This window comes from Erwinia sp. GW821-FHT03D09, from assembly GCF_059420805.1.
In genome coordinates this window covers 170,458-193,527 of sequence record NZ_JBWKUK010000004.1, presented here as the reverse complement: position 1 = coordinate 193,527, position 23,070 = coordinate 170,458, and the positions used below count along the sequence as shown (strand labels likewise).

The following is a 23,070-nucleotide window of genomic DNA, read 5'->3' as shown; positions in this document are numbered from 1 at the left end:
ATGCGGGCTTTTTTTTGAGCAAAAAACAGAGATCAAACCATGTCGAATGCCAAACCTACAGTGAAGTTGATTACCGGCAATGCACCCTACCGTGAAGATCCGGCCGCCGTTTTTCACCAGCTCTGCGGCGCACGTTCCGAAACGCTGCTGCTGGAGTCAGCGGATGTTGATAGCAAGCGCAACCTGAAAAGTCTGCTGATTGTCGATAGCGCCCTGCGCATCAGCGCGCTGGATAAAACCGTGCATATTCAGGCACTGTCTGAAAACGGACGCGCCCTGCTGACGCTGCTGGACGCAGCCCTGCCTGCATCGGTGCAGAATCACATTCGCCCCGATGGCCGTGAACTGGTCTTCCCGCACAACACCGAAATTCAGGATGAAGATTCCAACCTGCGCGCGCTGTCGGTGTTCGATGCGCTGCGCCTGATCCCGCAGCTGATCAACGTCCCGGCGGAAAATCGCGAAGCAATGCTGCTCGGCGGGCTGTTTGCCTACGACCTGGTCGCCGGCTTTGAATCGCTGCCAACGTTAAAAAACGAGCAGCGCTGCCCGGACTACTGCTTCTACCTGGCGGAAACGCTGCTGGTCATTGATCATCAGCAGCAAACCGCTCGCCTGCAGGCCAGCCTGTTTACCTCTTCTCCGGCGGAGTTTCTCCGCCTGCAGAGCCGCATCGAACAGTTAAACAGTCAGATGCTGCAGCCAGCGCCCTCGCTGCCGGTGCAGACCGTTGACGGCATGGCGCTCAACGTCAGCCAGAGCGACGAGGACTATTGCCAGGTCGTTCGCCAGATGCAGGAAGCCATTCGCATCGGAGAGATTTTCCAGGTAGTACCGTCACGCCGCTTCTCGCTGCCGTGCCCTTCACCGCTGGCCGCCTACGATACGCTGAAAAACAGCAATCCCAGCCCGTATATGTTCTTTATGCAGGACCGCGATTTCAGCCTGTTCGGCGCTTCGCCGGAAAGCTCACTGAAGTACGACGCAGAAAGCCGCCAGATTGAAATCTATCCGATTGCCGGTACCCGCCCGCGCGGCCGCCACGCGGATGGTTCTCTGGATCGCGATCTCGACAGCCGTATTGAACTGGAAATGCGTACCGACCACAAAGAACTGGCCGAGCATCTGATGCTGGTTGACCTGGCGCGTAACGATTTGGCGCGCATCTGTGAACCCGGCAGCCGCTACGTGGCAGACCTGACCAAAGTGGATCGCTATACCTTCGTTATGCATCTGGTTTCTCGCGTTGTTGGCAAGCTGCGCGGCGATATCGATGTGCTGCACGCCTACCGCGCCTGCATGAACATGGGCACTCTGAGCGGTGCGCCGAAAGTGCGCGCCATGCAGCTGATTGCCAAAGCCGAGGGCACCCGTCGCGGAAGCTATGGTGGCGCGGTGGGCTATTTCACTGCCAGCGGCGACCTGGATACCTGCATTGTTATCCGCTCCGCGTGGGTGGAAGACGGCGTTGCCACCGTGCAGGCCGGTGCCGGCGTGGTTCTGGACTCGAACCCGCAGGCGGAAGCTGACGAAAGCCGTAATAAAGCCCGTGCCGTCCTGCGTGCCATTGCCACCGCTCACCACTGCCAGGAGATTTTCTGATGGCCGATATTCTGCTGCTCGATAACTTCGACTCCTTCACCTATAACCTCGTCGATCAGTTACGCACCTTTGGCCATCACGTGGTGGTTTATCGTAACAACGTTCCTGCCGCCACGCTGATTGCGCGCCTGCAGGAGATGGAAAACCCGGTGCTGATGCTGTCACCGGGCCCTGGCACACCGTCAGAGGCCGGCTGTATGCCGGAAATGTTGCAGCAGCTGCGTGGCCGACTGCCAATTATCGGTATCTGTCTCGGTCACCAGGCGATTGTGGAAGCTTACGGCGGCCATGTAGGCCAGGCCGGTGAGATCCTGCACGGCAAAGCCTCGGCGATTACCCACGATAATGAAGGCATGTTCGCCGGTCTTAGCAACCCGCTGCCGGTCGCCCGCTATCACTCGCTGGTGGGCAGCAATATTCCTGACGGTCTGACGGTTAACGCCACGTTCAATGGCATGGTGATGGCCGTTCGCGACGACGCGCAGCGCGTTTGCGGCTTCCAGTTCCACCCTGAATCCATTCTCACCACCCAGGGGGCCCGCCTGCTGGAACAAACCCTGGCCTGGGCGCTGGCGTAACCGAGGAGAAGCTTGATGAACACTATTTTGGAAAAATTATTTCAGGCTGAAACCCTGACGCAGGCGGAAAGCCACCAGCTGTTTTCTGCGATTATTACCGGACAGCTGGAGCCAACTCAGCTGGCAGGCGCGCTGATTGCGATGAAGGTTCGCGGCGAGCGCCCACAGGAAATCGCCGGGGCGGCGACCGCTCTCCTGGAAGATGCCAAACCGTTCCCGCGCCCGGACTATGATTTTGCCGATATTGTCGGCACCGGCGGCGACGGCAGCAACAGCATTAATATCTCCACTGCCAGCGCCTTTGTCGCTGCCGCGTGCGGATTAAAAGTCGCTAAACACGGTAACCGCAGCGTCTCCAGTAAATCTGGCTCGTCCGACCTGCTGGCAGCGTTCGGCATCAGTCTGGATTTACCCGCGGAACAGGCACGCCAGGCGCTGGATGAACTTAACGTCTGCTTCCTGTTTGCACCGCAGTATCACAGCGGATTCCGCCACGCGATGCCGGTACGCCAGCAGCTGAAAACCCGCACCATTTTCAACGTTCTGGGCCCGTTAATTAACCCGGCCCGGCCGCCGCTGGCGGTGATTGGCGTATACAGCCCTGAGCTGGTTCTGCCGATTGCTCAGGCGCTGAAGACATTAGGCTATCGCCGCGCGGCGGTCGTTCACGGCGGCGGCATGGACGAAGTGGCGCTACACAGCGTGACCCACGTGGCCGAGCTGCGTGAAGGTGAGATCACCAGCTACCAGCTGACGCCGGATGACTTTGGCCTGAGCTATCACCCGCAGGAGGCGCTGGCTGGGGGTTCACCGGAAGAAAACCGTGACATTCTTGCGCGTTTACTTCAGGGTAAAGGCGAGCTGGCTCATGAAGAAGCCGTGGCGGCTAATGTCGCTCTGTTACTGAAGATTTTTGGCCATGAAGATTTGCGACAGAACGCTCAGCAGGCGCTGGAAACCATCCGCAGCGGCCAGGCTTATAAACATGTGGTCGCACTGGCAGCAAGAGGATAATCATGCAGCAGGAAACCGTACTGAATAAGATCGTCGCGGATAAAACCATCTGGCTTGCCGCCCGTCAGCAGCAGCAGCCGCTGGCCTCGTTCCAGAATGATATCGTCCCGTCTACCCGCAGCTTTTATGATGCGCTGAGCGGCACGCGTACGGTGTTTATTCTTGAATGTAAAAAGGCATCGCCCTCTAAAGGGCTGATCCGTGACGATTTCGACCCGGCCACCATCGCCGGCGTGTATAAAGACTATGCCTCCGCAATATCGGTGCTGACCGACGAGAAGTATTTCCAGGGCAGCTTTGATTTTCTGCCGATCGTCAGTTCGGTCGTTACCCAGCCGGTACTGTGCAAAGATTTTATTATCGACCCTTACCAGATTTATCTGGCCCGTTACCATCAGGCAGATGCAATTCTACTGATGCTTTCCGTGGTTAGCGATGAGCAGTACCGCCAGCTTTCCGCCGTAGCGCACAGCCTGAATATGGGGGTACTGACCGAAGTCATCAGCGATGAAGAGCTTGAGCGCGCCACCGCACTGGGTGCAAAAGTGGTGGGAATTAACAACCGCGACCTGCGCGATCTCTCTATTGACCTCGATCGCACCCGCCGTCTGGCGCCGAAAGTGGCACACGGCGTGACGGTAATCAGCGAATCCGGTATCAACAGCTACGCCCAGGTACGCGAGCTGAGCCATTTTGCGAACGGCTTCCTGATTGGCTCTGCGCTGATGGAAGAGAACGATCTTGCCGCAGCGGTACGCAGGGTGATTATCGGCGACAATAAAGTGTGCGGCCTGACCCGGCCGCAGGATGCGCAAAGCGCGCTGGTGGCCGGAGCGATTTACGGTGGACTGATTTTTGCCGAAGGCTCTCCGCGTAAAGTAGACCTCGCCGTGGCACGGTCAGTGATTGCCGCAGCCGCGCTGAAGTATGTTGGCGTATTCCGCAATCAGACAGTGAGTGACGTTGTCACCACAGCTCGTGAACTGGCGCTGGCAGCGGTGCAGCTGCACGGTGATGAAGACCGCCAGTACGTCAACCAGCTGCGCGATGCGTTGCCTGCCGAAGTGCAGATCTGGAAGGCATTCAGCATTCGCGACAGCCTCCCGCAGCGCGACTGGGCGCACGTTGACCGCTATGTGTTCGATCACGGTAACGGCGGCAGCGGCCAGGCATTTGACTGGTCACTGCTGCAGGGCCAGGCGTTGAATAACGTGCTGCTTGCCGGCGGACTGAGCGCGGTTAACTGCGTTGAGGCCTCCCGCCTCGGCTGCGCCGGGCTGGACTTCAACTCCGGAGTGGAAAGCGCACCGGGTATTAAAGATGCCGACAAAATTGCCTCAGTATTTCAGACGCTGAAAGCTTACTGAAACGGTCAGATGCTGAAGCCGACCGGCATAATCATTTTCGTCGGGCGTGATCCACGCCCGCGCTGAGAGAAGATAAAGAGACGCAATATGACCAGATTAAACCCCTATTTTGGCGAGTTTGGCGGTATGTATGTGCCGCAGATCCTGATGCCCGCGCTGCGCCAGCTGGAAGACGCTTTTATCAGCGCCCAGAGCGATCCGGAATTCCAGGCTGAATTTACCGGCCTGCTGAAAAACTATGCCGGTCGCCCTACCGCGCTGACGCTATGCAACAACCTGACCAAAGGCACTAAAACCCGTCTGTACCTGAAGCGCGAAGATCTGCTGCACGGCGGCGCGCACAAAACCAACCAGGTACTGGGACAGGCTCTGCTGGCAAAACGCATGGGCAAAAAAGAAATTATCGCTGAAACCGGCGCCGGTCAGCACGGCGTGGCGTCGGCGCTGGCCAGTGCCCTGCTGGGCCTGAAGTGCCGCATTTATATGGGCGCAAAGGACATCGAGCGCCAGTCGCCGAACGTCTTCCGCATGCGTCTGATGGGTGCGGAAGTGATCCCCGTTCATAGCGGTTCGTCCACGCTGAAGGATGCCTGTAATGAGGCGCTGCGCGACTGGTCCGGCAGCTATGAAACCGCTCACTATATGCTGGGTACCGCGGCCGGCCCGCATCCGTTCCCGACTATCGTTCGCGAGTTTCAGCGCATGATTGGTGAAGAAACCAAGGCGCAGATCCTTGAGCAGGAAGGTCGCCTGCCGGATGCGGTGATTGCCTGCGTCGGCGGCGGTTCGAATGCGATTGGCATGTTTGCCGACTTTATTGATGAAACCAGCGTAGGCCTGATCGGCGTGGAACCGGCCGGTCACGGCATTGAATCCGGCGAACACGGTGCGCCGCTGAAGCATGGCCGCGTAGGCATTTATTTCGGCATGAAAGCGCCGATGATGCAAACCGAAGACGGCCAGATTGAGGAGTCCTACTCCATTTCTGCCGGACTGGACTTCCCGTCAGTTGGGCCTCAGCATGCCTATCTGAACAGCATTGGCCGCGCGGATTACGTTTCGATTACCGATGACGAAGCGCTGGATGCTTTCCAGGCCCTCTGCCGCAATGAAGGTATTATCCCGGCTCTGGAATCGTCACACGCCCTCGCCCATGCGTTGAAAATGATCCGTGAGAACCCGGAGAAAGAGCAGCTGCTGGTAGTGAATCTTTCCGGCCGTGGCGATAAAGACATATTCACCGTACATGACATTTTCAACGCCAGGGGAGAAATTTGATGGAACGTTACGATCGTTGTTTTAAGCGCCTGGCAGAACGTAAAGAAGGTGCCTTTGTTCCCTTCGTCACCCTGGGCGATCCCAACCCGGAGCTGTCGCTGCAAATTATTGATGCGCTGGTTGCAGGTGGCGCAGATGCCCTTGAGTTAGGTATCCCGTTCTCCGATCCGCTGGCCGACGGCCCGACGATTCAGAACGCCACCCTGCGCGCGTTTGCCGCAGGCGTCACGCCGGCGCAGTGTTTCGAAATGCTGGCGGCGATTCGTCAGAAATACCCGGAACTGCCGATTGGTTTGCTGATGTATGCCAACCTCGTCTTTTCCAACGGCATCGATAACTTCTATGCACGCTGCCAGGAAGTGGGGGTTGACTCAGTACTGGTCGCGGATGTGCCGATTGAAGAGTCTGCACCGTTCCGCCAGTCCGCCATGCGTCACAATGTAGCACCTATCTTTATCTGCCCGCCAAATGCTGAAGACGATCTGCTGCGTGAAATCGCCTCGCACGGTCGTGGATACACCTATCTGCTGTCACGTGCTGGCGTCACCGGTTCTGAAACCCGCGCAAATCTGCCGCTGAAGCATCTGATCGACAAACTGAAAGAATATCATGCCGCGCCACCGCTTCAGGGGTTTGGTATCTCAGAAGCCTCTCAGGTTGAAGAAGCGATTAGTGCCGGTGCCGCCGGAGCCATTTCAGGTTCAGCTATCGTTAAAATTATCGAACAGCATCACAAGAATCCATCCGTAATGCTGACGGAACTCACCGCTTTTGTGAGTAAACTAAAAGCCGGAACGCGCTGATAAACCTGCGCCAAAAACGTGCCTTATCTGTCAGATAAGGCATTATTTTCTTTCTATTTTTAACATTCTGAACTTGCAGAATCACCGTCTGTGTCTAAGAATTATTTAACGCCGCCATTTCTGCGGTTTACACTTGGACAGGGAGAATTGCTATGAAGCTGTTGAAAACGATATCAGGAATGATTGCCGCTGCTGTAGTTGCTTTGAGCGTTAGCGCCTGCGCACCTACCGCAACGCAGGAAGGAACCGGTGGCTATATTGACGATACAGTGATTACCACCAAGGTGAAGGGCGAACTGCTGCACGACCAGTCGCTGAAATCCACCGCTATCAGCGTGGAAACCTTCAAGGGGCGCGTACAGCTAAGTGGCTTTATCAGCTCGCCGCAGATGGCAAACCGGGCGGTTGAAATCACGCGCGGCGTGGCCGGGGTTAAATCGGTAGTGAATAACCTGCAAATTAAGTAATGGTTAAGACGAAAAAAGGCGCGAATTTCGCGCCTTTTTTCGTTTAGCAGGCTTAGAAGCGGTAGCCTGCACCAAAGAAGAACACAAACGGGTTAACGTGGGTGTCAATGCTCTGACGATCTTCCCCGGCGTTAAAGCGAACTTTGGTATTGATATCGATGTACCACAGCGAGGCGTTGATCATCCAGTCAGGGGTCAACTGGTAGTCCAGACCCACCTGGCCAGCAACACCCCAGGTATTTTTCACGCTCAGATTGCTCAGGCCCGCATCGCGACCGGTCTGGTTAAAGTCAGTGTTATAAAACATGGTGTAGTTCACACCCACGCCGGCATAGGGCTGCCATTTGCTGGTGTTCCCCATGAAGTACCACTGAGCCATCAGCGTTGGCGGCAGCTGATGCACGGTCGCCAGCGTGCCGGTGGCACGCAGCCCAACTTTGTGACGGAACGGCGTCGCGCCAAGAAGCTCAATACCGATATGGTCAGTGGCCATATAGGTGAATGTCAGCCCCAGCTGCGTGTTGTTGTTGACGTCGAATTCGCCGAGGCCGAGGACGTTATCGGAACCGCCAGTAGGCCGCACGGTGGCGGAACCCGCGCGCATAAAGAAATCCCCTGCTTCATGCGCCGATGCGGCGACCGGTAACAGGGTAACGACAGCCAGTGCTAATGCTCTCAGTTTCATGACCACTCCTTTTAAAATTAAAATCGTATGTAAACATCTGTGTCCTACTGCGAGGACTTGTGCGATGTAAGGACACATATTTACGCTGATTTACTGGAAAGGTCATGCGAATCATTTTTTTCATTCTTCTTATAAAACAATGGTTTGATTTAGATCAATTTCCTACGATTTCGGCATTTGAAAAATCCGATTGACCATTTTTTTTGGAAGCCTTAATTTCCTATTCTCCTTCAATGTGATTTTGGTTCGAAGCCTCAGGAGGGGTGGGCAATCAGATGAGCGATACTCTTAATCCTTGTGTCAGTTGCGGCGCGTGCTGCGGTACGTTTCGCGTTTCTTTTTACTGGTCAGAAGCTGAAGACGGCGGCGGCATTGTGCCGGTTGATCTGACTGAACCCCTGAATCTTTTTATGCGCAATATGCGCGGTACCAACGATCGCGCTCCACGCTGTGTCGCTTTACAGGGCGAGATTGGCGGCTGCGTTTCCTGCGGAATTTATGAACAGCGGCCAACGCCCTGCCGCGAGTTCGATATGTCAGGGGAAAATGGCATTTATAATGAAGCCTGCGACCGCGCCCGGGCAAAATATGGTCTTCCGCCTCTGTTTAACCCGGTAATACCTTCTTTAATCGAAAGTTATGTCAATCTGAGTGCCAGCACCCTACAGGAACATGTACAATCTCCCGGTCTATAAAATCGGCTTTCCAAGGAGTTTACATGTCTATCACGGCGGCTTCGCTATACCGTGACACGGGGAATTTTTTCCGCCATCAGATACTCACCATCGTGCTGATGGCACTGCTGACCTCGTTTATTTCCGTGTTGATAGGTCACGGACTGACGCCGGGTGCGGATCAGATATCGATCCTGAATGACGGCGCGGCCGGTTCAGCCACCAGTCTAATGGAGATGGTGCAGAATATGTCGCCGGAGCAACAGCAGGTTCTGCTGCGTGCTTCAGCGGCAGGAACGTTTGCCGCGCTGGTTGGCAATACGCTGTTACTGGGCGGCATGCTCAGCCTGATCCCAATGGCGTCTGCCGGGCAGCACGTCAGTGCCCTGCGCGCTATCGGTGCGTCCGCGCCAAAGCTGCTGTCGCTGCTGCTGCTGACGTTCTTAATGACACTGGTTATCCAGCTGGGCTTTATGGTGCTGGTGGTGCCTGGGGTACTGCTGGCGATTACGCTTTCGCTGTCGCCAATGCTGCTGGTGAATGAGAAGGTTGGCGTGTTTGGCGCCATGCGCGGCAGTATGCGTCTGGCCTGGGGACATATGAAGCTGGTCGCTCCGGCGGTTCTTTTATGGATTATCGCCAAGCTGATCGTGCTGCTGATGGCATCGTCAATGACCGTGCTGCCGGCGAATGTCGCCTCGGTAGTGCTGAACGGATTGAGCAATCTGGTCTCAGCGCTGTTGATTATTTATCTGTCTCGCTTATATATGTTGTTACGCTAATTAACCATGAATGCCTCGACAGAGGCATTCACTGGATGATTTCATTACATACTGATCTGATATCTGGAAGCAGCTATGAAGCAGTTACTCGACTTTCTTCCCCTCGTGGTCTTTTTCGTTTTTTATAAACTGTACGATATTTTTATTGCCTCCGGTGCGCTAATCGTCGCCTCCGTTGTCGCTCTGGCCGCAGGCTGGTTTATCTACCGCAAAGTAGAAAAAATGAGTCTGGTGACCTTTGCACTGGTCGCGGTGTTCGGAACCTTAACCATTGCCCTGCATAATCCTGACTTCATCAAGTGGAAAGTGACGATTATCTATGGCCTGTTCACCCTCGCACTGCTGTTCAGCCAGTGGTTTATGGAAAAACCGTTAATCCAGAGAATGCTGGGTAAAGAGATTCAGCTGCCTGCATTTGCATGGCGTCGTCTGAATATCGCCTGGGCGCTGTTTTTCTTCGTCTGCGGTCTGGTAAATATCTACGTTGCCTTCTGGCTGTCTCAGGACGCCTGGATGAACTTCAAAGTGTTTGGTCTGAGTGCGTTAACCCTGCTGTTTACCCTGCTGAGCGGCGTCTATATCTACCGTTTAATGCCGCAGCAGGAAGAAAAATAACGGAAGCAAAACAATGAGCGAACAACAACGAGTGCCGCAGGGCGAGATGGTGTTACGCACCCTCGCTATGCCTGCGGATACTAATGCCAACGGTGATATTTTTGGCGGCTGGCTGATGTCTCAGATGGATATGGGCGGCGCTATTCTGGCCAAGGAGATCGCCGAAGGACGCGTGGTTACGGTCCGTGCGGACGGCATGACCTTTCTGAAACCGGTTGCCGTGGGTGACGTAGTGAGCTGCCACGCCCGCTGCATCCGTACCGGCACCAGCTCCATCACCATTAACATCGAAGTGTGGATTAAAAAGGTGTCTTCAGAGCCGATTGGCCAGCGCTACTGCACCACCGAAGCGGTATTTATTTATGTAGCGGTGGACCCGGAAGGCAAACCGCGCCCTCTGCCCGCGGATAAAATCAACTTCACCGCGGAAGGCTGATTCTCTCCCCCGCCGTCTCGGAACTTTCCCGGAACAGGCTGACTTCGCGAGCTGGGGTTTTAGCGAATAAAAAAAGGGCTTTCGCCCTTTTTTTATTCGATGCTACTGCCACCGTCGATTTTAAACACGATGTTCATGGTGACATCTTTACCTGGTTTGTTCGGTTCGTAGCGCCATCTGCGCATCGCCTGTTTGACTTCACGCTCAAACATATTGCGCGGCTCGGCGGAAAGAATACGCACGTTGTCTACCTGACCGGAACTGTCTACGTCAAACTGCACGCGCACGCGCCCTTCTATACGCAGGGCAAAGGCACGCTGAGGATAGGCCGGTTTGCTCTGGTTTAACGCACGCGGACCGCTGGATACGGCGGTAGACGGTGCCTGAGACAGCTTCGGCGCGGTGGACGGCTTAGGCGGCTGCGGGTTGGTCACTGGCTGAGCCTGACGCGTTTCCTGCGGTTTCACCTCTTTCTTCGGCTTCACCACCTCTTTCTTCACCGGTTTAGGTTTCGGCTTCGGTTCAGGTTTAGGAATCGGCACCGGCTCCGGAATCGGTGGTTCTGGCACCGGTTCAGGTTCCGGTTCGGGTTCCGGCTCCACCTGCGGTGGCACTGGCTCAGGTTCAGGTTGCACCTCAGGCGCGACCAGCGAGACACTTATAGGCTGAGACGCTTTAGGCATATCAACCGCCTGATGAAAAGAGGCATAAAGCAGTGCTGCGATAACCGAGCCATGCAGTACAACTGAAATCAGCAAAGGCAAAGGAGCGCGGCGTGGTAATGATGTTGTCAGCGTCGTCATAATCTTTCTGGTCAAAATGTGAAGCACCGAGTTTAAATGCAAATAGCAATCAGTTTCAACAACCTCTCACGGCTTATCCGCGATTTCCCGCTTAAAGTTTAACAAACTGGCCTTTATCAAGGGTGAATTATCTTTTAATTGCACAAAAGTTATCGATCACTTAACGTGATGCCCGAATCTCAATCCCCGACAGGAGTGCTTAAAGGTGCTTTATGTAATTTACGCTGAAGATCACGCGGATTCTCTGGAAAAACGCACGGCGGTTCGCCCTGCCCACCTCGCTCGTTTGCAGCTTTTACGTGATGAAGGACGTTTGATCGTTGCCGGTCCAATGCCCGCAGTAGACAGTAATGAACCCGGCGTGGCGGGCTTCACCGGTTCGACGGTGATTGCCGAATTTCCATCACTGGAAGCCGCACAGTCCTGGGCTCAGGATGACCCTTATATCGCCGCCGGCGTGTATAAACAGGTCGCAGTTAAGCCATTCAAAAAAGTTTTCTAAAACAAAAAATTTATTTAAATTCAGTTTATTATATTTACACCAGTGGGCAGATCATCTTAAACGGTACGTAAAAAAGTACACAAAGTTTTCTGCTCATTCTTCTTCCATTCTGGCAGCCATTCTCTCCCCAACAAAACTCCCTACGACGAGGCGATCGATGAAATCTACTTTGCTACTTGCCACCTGCCTGCTTCCCGGCCTGGCTTACTCTGCGGAAGTTCTGCCTCCGGTGGTCAAAACCTTTAGCGAACAGCAGGGCATCAAAATCGTTAAAAAAATCGATGCACCGGGCGGCGTACAGGGCTGGGTGGGCCAGTATCAGGATATGGGTGTGACGCTGTTTCTGACGCCGGACGGCAAACACGTTATTTCCGGTTATCTGTATGACGAAAAAGGCAAAAACCTCAGCGAGGGTTATTTCCAGCAGGAGATCTACGTTCCCCTCGGGCGCGAGATGTGGAAAACGCTGAACGCGGCGCATCCGATCAAAGAAGGGCCGGATTCCGCAGCCAGAAAAGTCATCGTTTTCGCCGATCCGTTCTGCCCCTGGTGTAAGCAGTTCTGGTCAGCGGCGCAGCCGTGGGTGGATACCGGCAAGGTGCAGCTCAATACGTTACTGGTGGCGTTCCTTAACCCGCAAAGCGGCAGATATGCCACGGCGATACTGAATGCGGCGGACCCGGTGCAGGCGTGGAAGGAATACGAACTGTCGGGCGGGAAAAAGCTGCCGCAGTTTGACGGTGTCACACCACGCGAGACGTTCAACCTGCTCCAGCGGCATCAGAAACTGATGGACGATCTCGGTGCCAGTGCTACGCCAGCTATCTATTACATGAATGAAAAAAATGAGCTGCAGCAGGTTGTCGGCATGCCGGACGAAAAGCAGATGGCGGAGATGTTCGGACCGAAGCCCTGACGGTTAGTAGCGCACGGGAAGCCGGGAGACGTTCAGGCCCGGTTGCCCCTTACGATGGAGGCGAGGCTCAACTTTCTGGCAAAAGACCCGACGTTCAGAGAATCTGGGTAAGAAACAGAATTGAGCGACGCTGCTTCTGACTGACCATATGACGGAAGGAGTGCATTCGCCCGTAGCGACGCGACTGCCCTTCTAACCAACGTGACCTGCGACGCTGTACCTGACGCATCATGCGCCAGCGCGCAACTTCATTTCTGCTCCGTTTCATTACACCCTCGGTCTGATATCTGTCGCTTCAAATGTAGCCAAAAATCTCGCGCAGCATTATAGACCTTTCCGTTGCCCGACCAGGTCCGATCTCTTTGCTGCTGAAAATTTCCTTAAAGGTTTCCAGAGCTGCCATCAACACGTAAACTTCTTCTTAACTCGAGCGTGAACAGGATTTCCACTTAATGACCACTTTTTACACCGTGATGAGCTGGCTGCTGGTTTTTGGATACTGGTTACTGATTGCCAGCGTTACGCTGCGCATTCTGATGAAACGCCGCGCGGTGCCCTCCGCAATGGCCTGGCTGTTGATTATTTATATCCTGCCGCTGGTCGGGATTATTGCCTACCTCTCATTTGGTGAACTGCATCTTGGTAAGCGCCGCGCAGAGCGAGCGCGAACCATGTGGCCTTCCACCGCGCGCTGGCTGAAGGATTTGAAGTCCAGTCAGCATATTTTCGCCGACAGCAACAGCGATGTTGCGCGCTCGCTTTTCCAGCTGTGTGAAAATCGCCAGGGGATTGCCGGGGTTAAAGGCAACCAGCTTCAGCTGCTGACCAGCAGCGACGACACCATGAAAGCGTTGATTCGTGATATTCAGCTGGCTCGCCACAATATTGAGATGGTGTTTTACATCTGGCAGCCCGGCGGTATGGCGGATGAAGTAGCCGAATCACTGATGGCTGCCGCGCGTCGCGGCGTTCACTGCCGACTGATGCTTGATTCCGCTGGTAGCGTGGCCTTTTTCCGCAGCCCCTGGGTGGCGATGATGCGCAACGCCGGCATCGATGTGGTGGAGGCGCTGAAGGTCAGCCTGCTGCGCGTATTCCTGCGCCGTATGGACCTGCGTCAGCATCGTAAAGTGGTGTTGATTGATAACTATATTGCCTACACCGGCAGCATGAATCTCGTCGATCCTCGCTTCTTCAAGCAGGACGCTGGCGTTGGCCAGTGGGTGGATCTGATGGCGCGCATGGAAGGACCAGTGGCGACTACCATGGGTATCGTTTACTCCTGCGACTGGGAGATTGAAACCGGGAAGCGCATTCTGCCGCCGGCGCCAGATGGCAACATCATGCCGTTTGAACAGGAGAGCGGCCATACTATTCAGGTGGTCGCTTCGGGTCCCGGCTTTCCTGAGGATATGATTCACCAGGCGCTGCTGACCGCCATCTATTCGGCGCGGGAGCAGCTGGTGATGACCACGCCATATCTGGTACCCAGCGATGATCTACTGCACGCCATCTGCACCGCCGCGTTTCGTGGGGTCGATGTCAGCATTATCGTTCCGCGCCACAACGATTCCATGCTGGTTGGCTGGGCAAGTCGCTCGTTTTTTAGCGAGCTGCTGGAAGCGGGCGTTAAAATTTACCAGTTTGAGGGTGGCCTGTTGCATACCAAAAGCGTGCTGGTTGACGGTCAGCTAAGCCTGGTCGGCACGGTTAATCTGGATATGCGCAGCCTGTGGCTGAATTTCGAAATCACGCTGGTGATCGATGACGACGGGTTTGGCGGCGATCTGGCCCGCGTTCAGGATGATTATATCGCCCGTTCCCGCCTGGTTGATGCTCAGCGCTGGTCGCGCCGTGCTTACTGGAAGCGTATCGTTGAACGACTGTTTTACTTCTTCAGTCCATTGCTGTAAAACGAGCGGAACTGAAATGCGACATCGCCCGTCGGCGGAACAGGAAACATTATGGATTTAAATAACCGTCTTACCGAAGATGAAACGCTGGAACAGGCTTATGATATTTTCCTTGAGCTAGCCGTGGATAATCTCGACCAGGCTGATGTGATTTTATTTAACCTGCAATTTGAAGAACGCGGCGGCGCGGAGCTTTACGATCCCTCCGAAGACTGGGCTGAACACGTAGATTTTGACCTCAATCCTGACTTCTTCTCTGAAGTGGTGATCGGACTTGGCGACGCTGACGGTGAGCCGATTACCGATGTTTTCGCCCGCGTGCTACTCTGCCGCGAAAAAGACCACAAGCTCTGCCACATTCTGTGGAAAGAGTAACGCTGTGAAATAGCCCGATTTAATCGGGCTTTTTTTCATCCGGTTCGGGCGGTAACCCCGAGCCACAGCTTTTGCAAAATTGTGCATCGTTTTCATGGCCGGACTCTTTACAGTGCGGGCAAATACGCTGCTTGCGCCGCCGCTGCATGACCTCAGTCATATACGAACTTATCACGCCGGTCGGAATGGCTATCAGCGAGTAACCCAGCAGGATAAGTATTGACGAAACAATGCGGCCCAGCCCGGTATGCGGTGTGATATCGCCGTAGCCAACGGTAGTGAGCGTGACGGTCGCCCAGTAGAGGGAAACCGGCAGGCTGGTAAAGCCGTGCTCCGGCCCTTCAATCACGTACATCAGCCCGCCAAACAGGCACAGCAGGATAATCAGCACGCCGAAAAACAACATCAGCTTTTTACGTGCGCTGTACAGGCTGTTCCACATTACGCTGGCAGAGCCGATATAGCGCAGCACTTTGATCAAACGCAGCAGCCGCAGCACTCGCAGCAGGCGTAGTGCCATCATGTACTGTAGGGCGATTTCCGGCCAAAAGAAGTAGATATACAGCGGCAGCGTGGTTATCAAATCGACAACGCCGAAAAAGCTGCATGCGTAGTGCAGAGGATGCCGCGAGGTTATCAGGCGCAGCAAATATTCAATGCTAAACACGGCGGTAAAAAGATACTCGAGCAGCAAAAACAGCGAGGTTTCAGCATCACCTTCCGCTATCACATTCGGGGTCCCCGACTCCACAAATACCAGCACCACGCTAATTAGCGATGATAGAATCCAAAATCGTTCAGCATAGTGGCCGCTACGGGTGTGAATATCAAACAACGCCGCATAAATGCGACCGCGCAATCCCTGGCTGTAATCCGGCACACAACCTCCTGTAATCCTTTACGATGCGCTATTACTAAGGTCCTGCCGAGATAATATCAAGCATTAACCCGAGACATAAAAAAAACCCGCATTGAAAGTTCAAAACGGGTTTTGCCATCGAAAGGTCGCGCTTTGCTTACATCGGATCGACCTTCAGGCAGGACACCGCATGGCGGAAACTGCCTTCCAGCAGCGGCCGTGTTTTGGCGCATTCCGGCCCGGCAATCGGACAGCGGGTGCGGAACACGCATCCCGAAGGTGGATTGATCGGCGATGGCAGCTCACCGTCCAGCAGCTGGATGACTTTGTTTTTCTCCAGGTCGGGATCGGGGATCGGCACGGCGGACATCAGTGCGCGGGTATAGGGGTGCTGCGGATTCTGATAAACCCGATCGTAGGTGCCCAGCTCCACCGCGTGCCCTAAATACATCACCAGAACGCGGTCGGAGATGTGTTTCACCACCGCCAGATCGTGAGCAATAAAGATCAACGACAGGCCCATTTCTCGCTGCAGCTGTTGCAGCAGGTTAACCACCTGCGCCTGAATTGACACATCCAGTGCGGATACCGGCTCATCGCAGATTATCAGCTTCGGCTCAAGGATCAGCGCGCGGGCAATTCCGATACGCTGGCACTGACCGCCGGAGAACTCGTGCGGGTAACGGTTAATCAGATTTGGCAGCAGCCCCACCTTCAGCATCATCGCCTTGACGCGATCCTTCACTTCCTGCCGCGCCATTTTCGGATGATAGGTACGCAGCGGCTCCGCGATAATTTCACCGATAGTCATACGGGGATTCAGCGAGGCCAGTGGGTCCTGGAATATCATCTGAATATCGCTGCGCGCAGCACGCCATTCATCCGCCGTTTGCCCGAGCAGGTCGCGGCCCAGCCAGGCGACGCGGCCTTCGGTGGCTTTTACCAGCCCGATAATTGCCCGCGCCAGGGTGGATTTACCGCAGCCGGATTCACCGACGACGCCGAGGGTTTCCCCCTCATACAGCCGCAGGCTCACGCCATCCACCGCCTTCAGCGTTTTTGGCGGCTGCCAGAACCACTGACGGCCATCTTTGATGTCGAAGTGCACCTTCAGGTCGGCGATTTCCAACAGGACCTTCTTTTCAGCAACCGTTGTCATACCAGCTCCTCCACCGGTTTGAAGCAGGCGCGCAGGCGCCCTTCACCAAATCCCGCCAGCGGCGGCGCGGCGCTGCAAATTTCCATCGCATGCGGGCAGCGAGGCTGGAACGGGCAGCCCTTCGGCAGGCGCAGCAGATTAGGCGGATTGCCCGGAATGGTCATCAGCGTATCGCCCTCTTCACCATCAAGACGTGGAACGGCATTAAGCAGGCCAATCGAGTAAGGGTGGGAAGGATGGTAGAATACATCGCGCGCGTTGCCGTATTCCATGGTACGCCCGGCATACATCACCAGTACCCGATCGCAGATCCCGGCCACCACGCCGAGATCGTGGGTGATCATAATAATCGCGGTATTAAACTCCCGCTTCAGCTCGTTCAGCAGCGTCATGATCTGCGCCTGAACGGTCACATCCAGCGCGGTGGTCGGTTCGTCGGCGATCAGCAGTTTGGGCCTGCACAGCAGCGCCATGGCAATCATCACGCGCTGGCGCATCCCGCCGGAAAATTCATGCGGGAACATTTTCATGCGTTTCCGCGCTTCCGGCATTTTTACCGCATCCAGCATACGTACCGATTCTTCAAACGCCTGGGCGCTGCTCATCCCTTTATGCAGCTGTAACACTTCCATCAGCTGTTCGCCCACGCGCATATAAGGGTTCAGCGAGGTCATCGGGTCCTGAAATATCATCGCAATCTGTTCGGCGCGCAGCCGGTTCAGCTTTTTCTCCGGCAGATTGAGGATTTCGCTACCGTCAAAGCGCGCCGATCCGCCAATCCGACCATTGCTGGCCAGCAGCCCCATCAGCGCAAACGCGGTCTGCGACTTGCCGGAGCCAGATTCGCCGACGATCCCCAGCGTTTCTCCCGCACGCAACGTGAAGTTAAGATCGTTGACCGCCGTGACGTCGCCGTCCGGGGTACCGAAGGTTACCCGCAGATCCTTCACGTCCAGCAGTGCCCCGGCCTGTTTGCTCTGTGTTCTGACCGTTTCCAGTTCAATTACGCTCATCGTTATCTCCTTAGCGGTCTTTCGGGTCGAGGGCGTCACGCAGGCCATCGCCAATAAAGTTAAAACAGAACAGGGTAATCACCAGAAAACCGGCCGGATACAGCAGCAGCCACGGAGAAACCTCCATGGAGTTGGCACCGTCGCTCAGCAACGCGCCCCAACTGCTCAGCGGTTCCTGAGTGCCAAGCCCGAGGAAGCTAAGGAACGACTCAAACAGGATCATGCTCGGTACCAGCAGTGAGGCGTACACCACCACTACGCCCAGCACGTTGGGTACGATATGGCGCAGCACAATATTCATGGTCGATACGCCGCCGACCTGAGCCGCTTCAATAAACTCTTTGCGCTTCAGGCTAAGCGTCTGCCCGCGCACGATACGGGCCATATCCAGCCAGGAAACCATGCCGATGGCGACAAAGATCAGCAAAATATTCTGTCCGAATAGCGTCACCAGCAGGATCACGAAGAACATGAACGGGAAGGAGTTAAGGATTTCCAGCAGGCGCATCATTACCGAGTCGGTTTTGCCGCCCAGGTAGCCCGCCAGCGTGCCGTAAAGCGTGCCGACCACCACCGCCACCAGCGCAGCGGCGATACCCACCATCAGAGAGATGCGCCCGCCGATAGCCACGCGCACCAGCAGATCGCGCCCCGACGAGTCGGTGCCAAAATAGTGGCCGCTGCTGAACTCCGGTGCCGCGGACATCATCGCCCAGTCGGTATCATCGTAGGTAAACTGCGATAGCATCGGCGCGAAGGTGACGAACAGCGCGATCAGCACCAGCACAAACAGACTGGCGACCGCCGCACGGTTATGAATGAAGCGACGGCGGGCATCCTGCCACAGGCTGCGCCCTTCAATTTCCAGCTTTTCAGTGAAATTTTCCAGAGCTTCGCTGTTTTTCTTACTTAAAATCATTTTCAGCTCCTGCTCAGTAACGAATTTTCGGATCGATAACGGCATACAGCACATCAACAATCGCGTTAAACAGAATCGTCAGCGCCCCGACGAGAATAGTCAGGCTTAATACCAGCGAATAATCGCGGTTCAGCGCTCCGTTAACGAACAGCTGACCGATACCCGGCAGGCCGTAAATTGTTTCAATGACCATTGAACCCGTGATAATGCCGACAAAGGCCGGACCAAGGTAGGAAAGCACCGGCAGCAGCGCGGGCTTAAGCGCGTGGCGCAATATAATGCGGCGCATCGGCAGGCCTTTGGCGCGAGCCGTACGGATAAAGTTGGAGTGGAGGACTTCAATCATCGATCCACGGGTAATACGGGCGATACTGGCGATATAGGCCAGCGAAAGTGCAACCATCGGCAGGATCATATATTGCAGCGCCCCGCCGTTCCAGCCGCCTCCGGGCAGCCACTTCAGGGTGATTGAGAAGAGTAAAACCAGCAGCGGTGCCACGACGAAGCTGGGAATAACAATTCCGGTCATTGCCACCCCCATGACCGCATAATCCCATTTACTATTCTGCTTCAGTGCCGCAATGACACCGGCGGTCACGCCAAATACCAGCGCCAGCAAAAATGCCGCGGCGCCCAGCCTGGCCGAAACCGGGAACGAGGAGGCAACCAGATCGTTAACCGTATAATCTTTATATTTAAAGGAAGGACCGAAATCGCCGTGCGCCAGCTGCTGAAGATAGTTGAGATACTGCTTCCACATCGGATCGTTGAGGTGATATTTGGCTTCGATATTCGCCATGACTTCCGGCGTTAATGCGCGCTCGCCAGTAAACGGACTGCCGGGGGCAAGGCGCATCATAAAGAATGAGATGGTGATCAAAATAAACAGCGTTGGTATCGCTTCAAGGAAGCGACGAAATATAAATTTTAACATTGCCCGTACCTGCTGGCTCTAAGCCGCAGAGGCAGAACCTCTGCGGTGACATTGCTTCAAATGGGCAGCAGAACTGCCCGTCGTACTTAGTGTTTAATAATGTAGAGATCTTTATTGTGGCTGTTATCCAGCGGATCTTTGCCGGTGTAGCCGCCCACATAAGGCTTCACTAACCGCAGATTTTTATAGTAATAGACCGGAACAATAGCGGAGTCGGCATCGAGGATTTTTTCAGCCTGCGCGTAAACTTCCGCGCGTTTGCCTTCATCTCCGGCAGCCAGCGCCTCTGCCATCACCTTATCGAACTCAGGATTCTTATAATGTGAGGTGTTGTTACTGCTGTCCGACAGCATGGTATTCAGGAAGCTGGTAGGTTCATTATAGTCCGCACACCAGGCCGCGCGTGCCACGTCGAAATTACCCTGATGCCGAGTATCCAGGAAGGTTTTCCACTCCTGATTTTGCAGCTTCACGTTGACGCCCAGATTTTTTTTCCAGATAGACGCTGCAGCAATCGCCAGTTTTTTATGCAGATCGGAGGTGTTGTACAGCAGGTCGAAGGTCAGCGGTTTGTCCGCGGTGTAGCCCGCTTCAGCCAGCAGCTTTTTCGCTTCTTCATTACGTTTTTCCTGCGACCAGCCGAACCACTCCGGCGGCGTCAGCTTAATGCCATCGGTAAACGGCGGCGTATAGCTGTAGGCCGGATCTTCATCCTGTGCCTTCACTTTATTCACCATGATGTCGCGATCCAGGCCGAGCTTCAGTGCGGTGCGAACGCGCGGATCGTTAAACGGCGGCTTCTGATTGTTGATTTCGTAGTAGTAGGTGCAGAGGTACGGATCGGCGTGAATTTCGCCCGGGATCTCTTTTTTCAGCTTCTGATACAGCTCAATCGGCAGATAGTTATAGGTCATATCGCTGCCGCCGCTGCGGTAGCGGTTGGTGTCGGTCACTTCTGAAGAGATTGGCAGGAACGTGACCTGGTTCAGAATGGTATGGGCGTTATCCCAGTACTGCGGGTTGCGTTCAACGACGATTCGCTCGTTAACCACCCACTCTTTCAGCTTAAATGCGCCGTTGCCAACAAAGTTGGCGGGCTGGGTCCACTTATCACCAAATTTTTCCACCACCGGCTTATAAACCGGAGACATGGATGGGTGGATCAGCAGCTTGTAGAAATAAGGAACCGCGTCGCTGAGGGTCACTTCCAGCGTATGGTCGTCAATGGCTTTTACGCCCAGGGTATCGGCAGGTTTTTTACCGCCGATGATGTCATCAACGTTAAGTAAATGACCGTATTGCAGATAGCTGGCATAAGGCGATGCCGTTTTCGGATCGGCCAGGCGCTGCCAGCTGTAGACGAAATCCTGCGCGGTTACCGGCTCGCCGTTTGACCATTTGGCCGTGTTGCGCAGGTGGAAGATCCATACCTTCCCACCGTCTTTACTTTCCCATTTTTCCGCTACGCCGGGAATAATCTTGCCATCGGCGTCGTTAATCACCAGGCCTTCCAGCACGTCGCGGTTAACGTTAGATTCCGGCACGCCTTCGATTTTGTGCGGGTCAAGGGATTGCAGTTCTGCACCGTTACCACGGATCAATTCCTGCTTGTCGGCCAGCTGCACGCCAGCGGGTACATTTGCCGCGAAGGCATTATTAAGCATCAGTGAACCCATAGCCGCCATGACGCCCAGGGCGATGAGACTTTTTTTCGTGATGTTGGTCATTATTTACCTACTCCAGTTTTTAATATTACCTGCGGATCTTCGGCCCGCGGCGATAGCCCTGTATACGGGAAACCTTGCCAAATGGCGGAACGACGCCTTTTGGTTTGTTGATAAATCAGTACTTCTTTCTGCTACCGCTTTGCGAAGCACTTCTGCGTTACCGAACAGTCCGTCGGGCTGACGATCGGAACATCACATAGGCAATTTGCTGCTGTTCAGTTAGACCCTGCTGCCATCCCTCAAAGTTACGGCGTAATACACTGCACATCCGGTGCCAGTTTTCACGAGTCACCTGAAAAATTATCAGAAGGGGTAAGTTTGCGCTAAAGCTAAATAACAAAAATGTTAACCATTTCTACTTTATCATGATAAATCGTAGGGGGAATGAGTTATTACACACCGATAAATAACGGTTAATTTGTTGATTATATTTAACAAATAGCCAAAAACACCTAATGAAGCTCACAAATCAACCATTCTGGATGAAAATCACATTCTTATCGCAAAATACTCACGATCAAACAAAAACTATCGCTGACCATTGTTTTAATAGCAGTATATATGGCTGGATAAATACGTTTTTGCAGACGTTAATATATGTTAAAATTGTAACATATCATGCTCTGATTTCAGGATGAAAAGCGTTTGCAGTAATTACATTAATAATCTTAGATGCAAAGTAAGAATGATGAATAATTGTCGTAAATTGGGGCGCTTATTCGATCTGATGCACTATTTTCGTGCGATTGATGGCTTGAGGTAAAAAAAAAGCGCATATCATGCGCTTTTTAATATTTATTTCAGGATGAAATCATCTCAGACGATTCAGCTGGTTAATCCCGGGAACAGTGACCGAATGCCGGTAACCACAAACTCAATGCCCAGCGCCATCAACAACAGTCCCATAATACGCGTGACCACGTTAATGCCGGTCTGGCCCAACACACGAACCATGATCGGCGCCGCGCGGAATAACAGCCAGCAGCAGAAAGCGAAGAGCGCAATCGCCAGCGAGAAACCAAGCAAGTTTTGCCAGCTGTGATAGCGGGTGCTCCAGACGATTGTGGAACTGATCGCACCTGGCCCTGCCATCAGCGGCAGGGCCAGCGGCACCACGCCGATGCTTTCGCGGTTGGCCGTTTCTGATTTTTCCTGCTTGTTCTGCTTATCTTCACCCAGTTTACCGCTGATCATCGACATGGCGATGGTGACCACCAGGATGCCCCCCGCGATGCGGAATGAATCAATAGAAATGCCGAAAATATGCAGAATACCGTCGCCTAAAAACAGGGCGGTCCACAGAATAATCGCTACGGAGACGTTGGCAGTAAGATTGGTTTTATTCCTTGCGGCGGCAACCTGATAACTGGTCATACTGATAAACACCGGGATGATGCCGATGGGATTGACCAGTGCAAACAGGCCGACAAAGAATTTAATGTAACCTGAAAGATCTAATAGTGCTGAATTCACCCTGCTCTCCTGTGGGCGTCATGGTGGCGCTAATGTAATAGAATTCATCCGCAGTCACCATCCTGCCTGTCGCAATAATCACCCGCTTTCTCGCTAAAAACGGATCAATAAACTCAGTGTTACCGGAATGTTTAGAGCATTATTCCATTGTTAAAACCTGTCATGATTTAATGCAC

Annotated in this window: 23 protein-coding genes, 1 pseudogene and 1 other annotated feature (1 of these 25 only partly in view); of the genes and pseudogenes, 14 read left to right on the top strand and 10 right to left on the bottom strand. The window is 54.2% G+C overall.

What is annotated here, in order from left to right; translation table 11 throughout:
- Positions 1 to 16 (top strand) — a sequence feature (Trp leader region); it begins 83 nt to the left of the window's first position.
- 23 nt (positions 17 to 39) lie between these two features.
- The 6 genes and pseudogenes from AC07U6_RS05485 (at position 40) to AC07U6_RS05460 (ending at position 7,109) form a co-directional block, all read left to right on the top strand.
- Complete coding sequence (locus tag AC07U6_RS05485) at positions 40 to 1,602, top strand: anthranilate synthase component 1 (protein ID WP_494762851.1); 1,563 nt, start codon at positions 40 to 42, stop codon at positions 1,600 to 1,602.
- Positions 1,602 to 3,194 (top strand): annotated as a pseudogene (trpD, locus tag AC07U6_RS05480) (bifunctional anthranilate synthase glutamate amidotransferase component TrpG/anthranilate phosphoribosyltransferase TrpD). Before AC07U6_RS05485 ends, trpD begins: the two are co-directional and overlap by 1 nt.
- A 2-nt stretch (positions 3,195 to 3,196) precedes the next feature.
- Entirely contained in the window at positions 3,197 to 4,561 is a 1,365-nt protein-coding gene (trpCF, locus tag AC07U6_RS05475; RefSeq protein WP_494762852.1) for a bifunctional indole-3-glycerol-phosphate synthase TrpC/phosphoribosylanthranilate isomerase TrpF, read from the top strand.
- Between the two features lie 87 nt (positions 4,562 to 4,648).
- The gene (gene trpB / locus AC07U6_RS05470; RefSeq protein ID WP_494762853.1) at positions 4,649 to 5,839 is read left to right on the top strand and encodes a tryptophan synthase subunit beta; all 1,191 of its coding nucleotides are present in this window, start codon (positions 4,649 to 4,651) and stop codon (positions 5,837 to 5,839) included.
- Positions 5,839 to 6,642, top strand: a complete 804-nt coding sequence (gene trpA, locus AC07U6_RS05465) for a tryptophan synthase subunit alpha (protein WP_494762854.1) — start codon at positions 5,839 to 5,841, stop codon at positions 6,640 to 6,642. The genes trpB and trpA overlap by 1 nt, the downstream gene beginning before the upstream one ends.
- A 152-nt stretch (positions 6,643 to 6,794) precedes the next feature.
- The gene (locus AC07U6_RS05460; protein WP_494762855.1) at positions 6,795 to 7,109 is read left to right on the top strand and encodes a BON domain-containing protein; all 315 of its coding nucleotides are present in this window, start codon (positions 6,795 to 6,797) and stop codon (positions 7,107 to 7,109) included.
- Positions 7,110 to 7,161: 52 nt separating this feature from the next.
- Here AC07U6_RS05460 and ompW read toward each other — a convergent pair whose 3' ends face one another.
- On the bottom strand, positions 7,162 to 7,794 hold the full coding sequence (gene ompW / locus AC07U6_RS05455) for an outer membrane protein OmpW (RefSeq protein WP_494762856.1): 633 nt from the start codon (positions 7,792 to 7,794) through the stop codon (positions 7,162 to 7,164).
- A 275-nt stretch (positions 7,795 to 8,069) separates the two neighbouring features.
- Between ompW and AC07U6_RS05450 the strand changes: the two genes are divergently transcribed.
- The 4 genes from AC07U6_RS05450 (at position 8,070) to yciA (ending at position 10,301) form a co-directional block, all read left to right on the top strand.
- A complete protein-coding gene (locus AC07U6_RS05450; protein WP_494762857.1) occupies positions 8,070 to 8,489 on the top strand; it encodes a YkgJ family cysteine cluster protein in 420 nt (139 codons plus the stop codon).
- A 23-nt stretch (positions 8,490 to 8,512) separates the two neighbouring features.
- Positions 8,513 to 9,250 (top strand): YciC family protein, encoded by a 738-nt coding sequence (locus AC07U6_RS05445; protein WP_494762858.1) that lies wholly within the window; start codon positions 8,513 to 8,515, stop codon positions 9,248 to 9,250.
- 75 nt (positions 9,251 to 9,325) lie between these two features.
- Positions 9,326 to 9,865: a septation protein A gene (locus tag AC07U6_RS05440; RefSeq protein WP_494762859.1), complete on the top strand. Its 540-nt coding sequence runs from the start codon at positions 9,326 to 9,328 to the stop codon at positions 9,863 to 9,865.
- A 13-nt stretch (positions 9,866 to 9,878) separates the two neighbouring features.
- Positions 9,879 to 10,301, top strand: coding sequence for an acyl-CoA thioester hydrolase YciA (gene yciA / locus AC07U6_RS05435; protein ID WP_105595212.1), 423 nt, complete (start codon positions 9,879 to 9,881; stop codon positions 10,299 to 10,301).
- 92 nt (positions 10,302 to 10,393) lie between these two features.
- Here yciA and tonB read toward each other — a convergent pair whose 3' ends face one another.
- The gene (tonB, locus tag AC07U6_RS05430) at positions 10,394 to 11,104 is read right to left on the bottom strand and encodes a TonB system transport protein TonB (RefSeq protein WP_494762860.1); all 711 of its coding nucleotides are present in this window, start codon (positions 11,102 to 11,104) and stop codon (positions 10,394 to 10,396) included.
- A 205-nt stretch (positions 11,105 to 11,309) separates the two neighbouring features.
- Here tonB and AC07U6_RS05425 point away from each other — a divergent pair, with 205 nt between their 5' ends.
- Positions 11,310 to 11,606, top strand: a complete 297-nt coding sequence (locus AC07U6_RS05425; RefSeq protein ID WP_105595214.1) for a YciI family protein — start codon at positions 11,310 to 11,312, stop codon at positions 11,604 to 11,606.
- A gap of 157 nt (positions 11,607 to 11,763) precedes the next feature.
- On the top strand, positions 11,764 to 12,522 hold the full coding sequence (dsbG, locus tag AC07U6_RS05420; RefSeq protein WP_494762861.1) for a thiol:disulfide interchange protein DsbG: 759 nt from the start codon (positions 11,764 to 11,766) through the stop codon (positions 12,520 to 12,522).
- Between the two features lie 94 nt (positions 12,523 to 12,616).
- Here the strand turns inward: dsbG and AC07U6_RS05415 are convergent, their stop codons facing one another.
- Positions 12,617 to 12,790, bottom strand: coding sequence for a YciY family protein (locus tag AC07U6_RS05415; RefSeq protein WP_494762862.1), 174 nt, complete (start codon positions 12,788 to 12,790; stop codon positions 12,617 to 12,619).
- A gap of 184 nt (positions 12,791 to 12,974) precedes the next feature.
- Between AC07U6_RS05415 and cls the strand changes: the two genes are divergently transcribed.
- Both cls and AC07U6_RS05405 read left to right on the top strand, forming a co-directional pair.
- Entirely contained in the window at positions 12,975 to 14,435 is a 1,461-nt protein-coding gene (cls, locus tag AC07U6_RS05410; protein WP_494762863.1) for a cardiolipin synthase, read from the top strand.
- Positions 14,436 to 14,486: 51 nt separating this feature from the next.
- On the top strand, positions 14,487 to 14,810 hold the full coding sequence (locus AC07U6_RS05405; RefSeq protein WP_494762864.1) for an HI1450 family dsDNA-mimic protein: 324 nt from the start codon (positions 14,487 to 14,489) through the stop codon (positions 14,808 to 14,810).
- A gap of 19 nt (positions 14,811 to 14,829) precedes the next feature.
- Here AC07U6_RS05405 and AC07U6_RS05400 read toward each other — a convergent pair whose 3' ends face one another.
- From AC07U6_RS05400 to AC07U6_RS05370, 7 genes are all read right to left on the bottom strand, one after another.
- The gene (locus AC07U6_RS05400; RefSeq protein WP_494762865.1) at positions 14,830 to 15,690 is read right to left on the bottom strand and encodes an ion transporter; all 861 of its coding nucleotides are present in this window, start codon (positions 15,688 to 15,690) and stop codon (positions 14,830 to 14,832) included.
- Between the two features lie 136 nt (positions 15,691 to 15,826).
- Entirely contained in the window at positions 15,827 to 16,828 is a 1,002-nt protein-coding gene (oppF, locus tag AC07U6_RS05395) for a murein tripeptide/oligopeptide ABC transporter ATP binding protein OppF (RefSeq protein ID WP_494762866.1), read from the bottom strand.
- Positions 16,825 to 17,841 carry an ABC transporter ATP-binding protein gene (locus AC07U6_RS05390; protein WP_494762867.1) on the bottom strand — a complete coding sequence of 339 codons (1,017 nt, stop codon included), beginning with the start codon at positions 17,839 to 17,841 and terminating at the stop codon, positions 16,825 to 16,827. The genes oppF and AC07U6_RS05390 overlap by 4 nt, the downstream gene beginning before the upstream one ends.
- Before the next feature lie 10 nt (positions 17,842 to 17,851).
- Positions 17,852 to 18,760, bottom strand: coding sequence for an oligopeptide ABC transporter permease OppC (gene oppC / locus AC07U6_RS05385; RefSeq protein WP_105595221.1), 909 nt, complete (start codon positions 18,758 to 18,760; stop codon positions 17,852 to 17,854).
- A 13-nt stretch (positions 18,761 to 18,773) separates the two neighbouring features.
- A complete protein-coding gene (oppB, locus tag AC07U6_RS05380; protein ID WP_494762868.1) occupies positions 18,774 to 19,694 on the bottom strand; it encodes an oligopeptide ABC transporter permease OppB in 921 nt (306 codons plus the stop codon).
- Positions 19,695 to 19,780: 86 nt separating this feature from the next.
- Positions 19,781 to 21,421 carry an oligopeptide ABC transporter substrate-binding protein OppA gene (gene oppA / locus AC07U6_RS05375; protein ID WP_494762869.1) on the bottom strand — a complete coding sequence of 547 codons (1,641 nt, stop codon included), beginning with the start codon at positions 21,419 to 21,421 and terminating at the stop codon, positions 19,781 to 19,783.
- A gap of 825 nt (positions 21,422 to 22,246) precedes the next feature.
- On the bottom strand, positions 22,247 to 22,894 hold the full coding sequence (locus tag AC07U6_RS05370) for a YchE family NAAT transporter (protein ID WP_105595224.1): 648 nt from the start codon (positions 22,892 to 22,894) through the stop codon (positions 22,247 to 22,249).
- Positions 22,895 to 23,070: the final 176 nt, after the last annotated feature.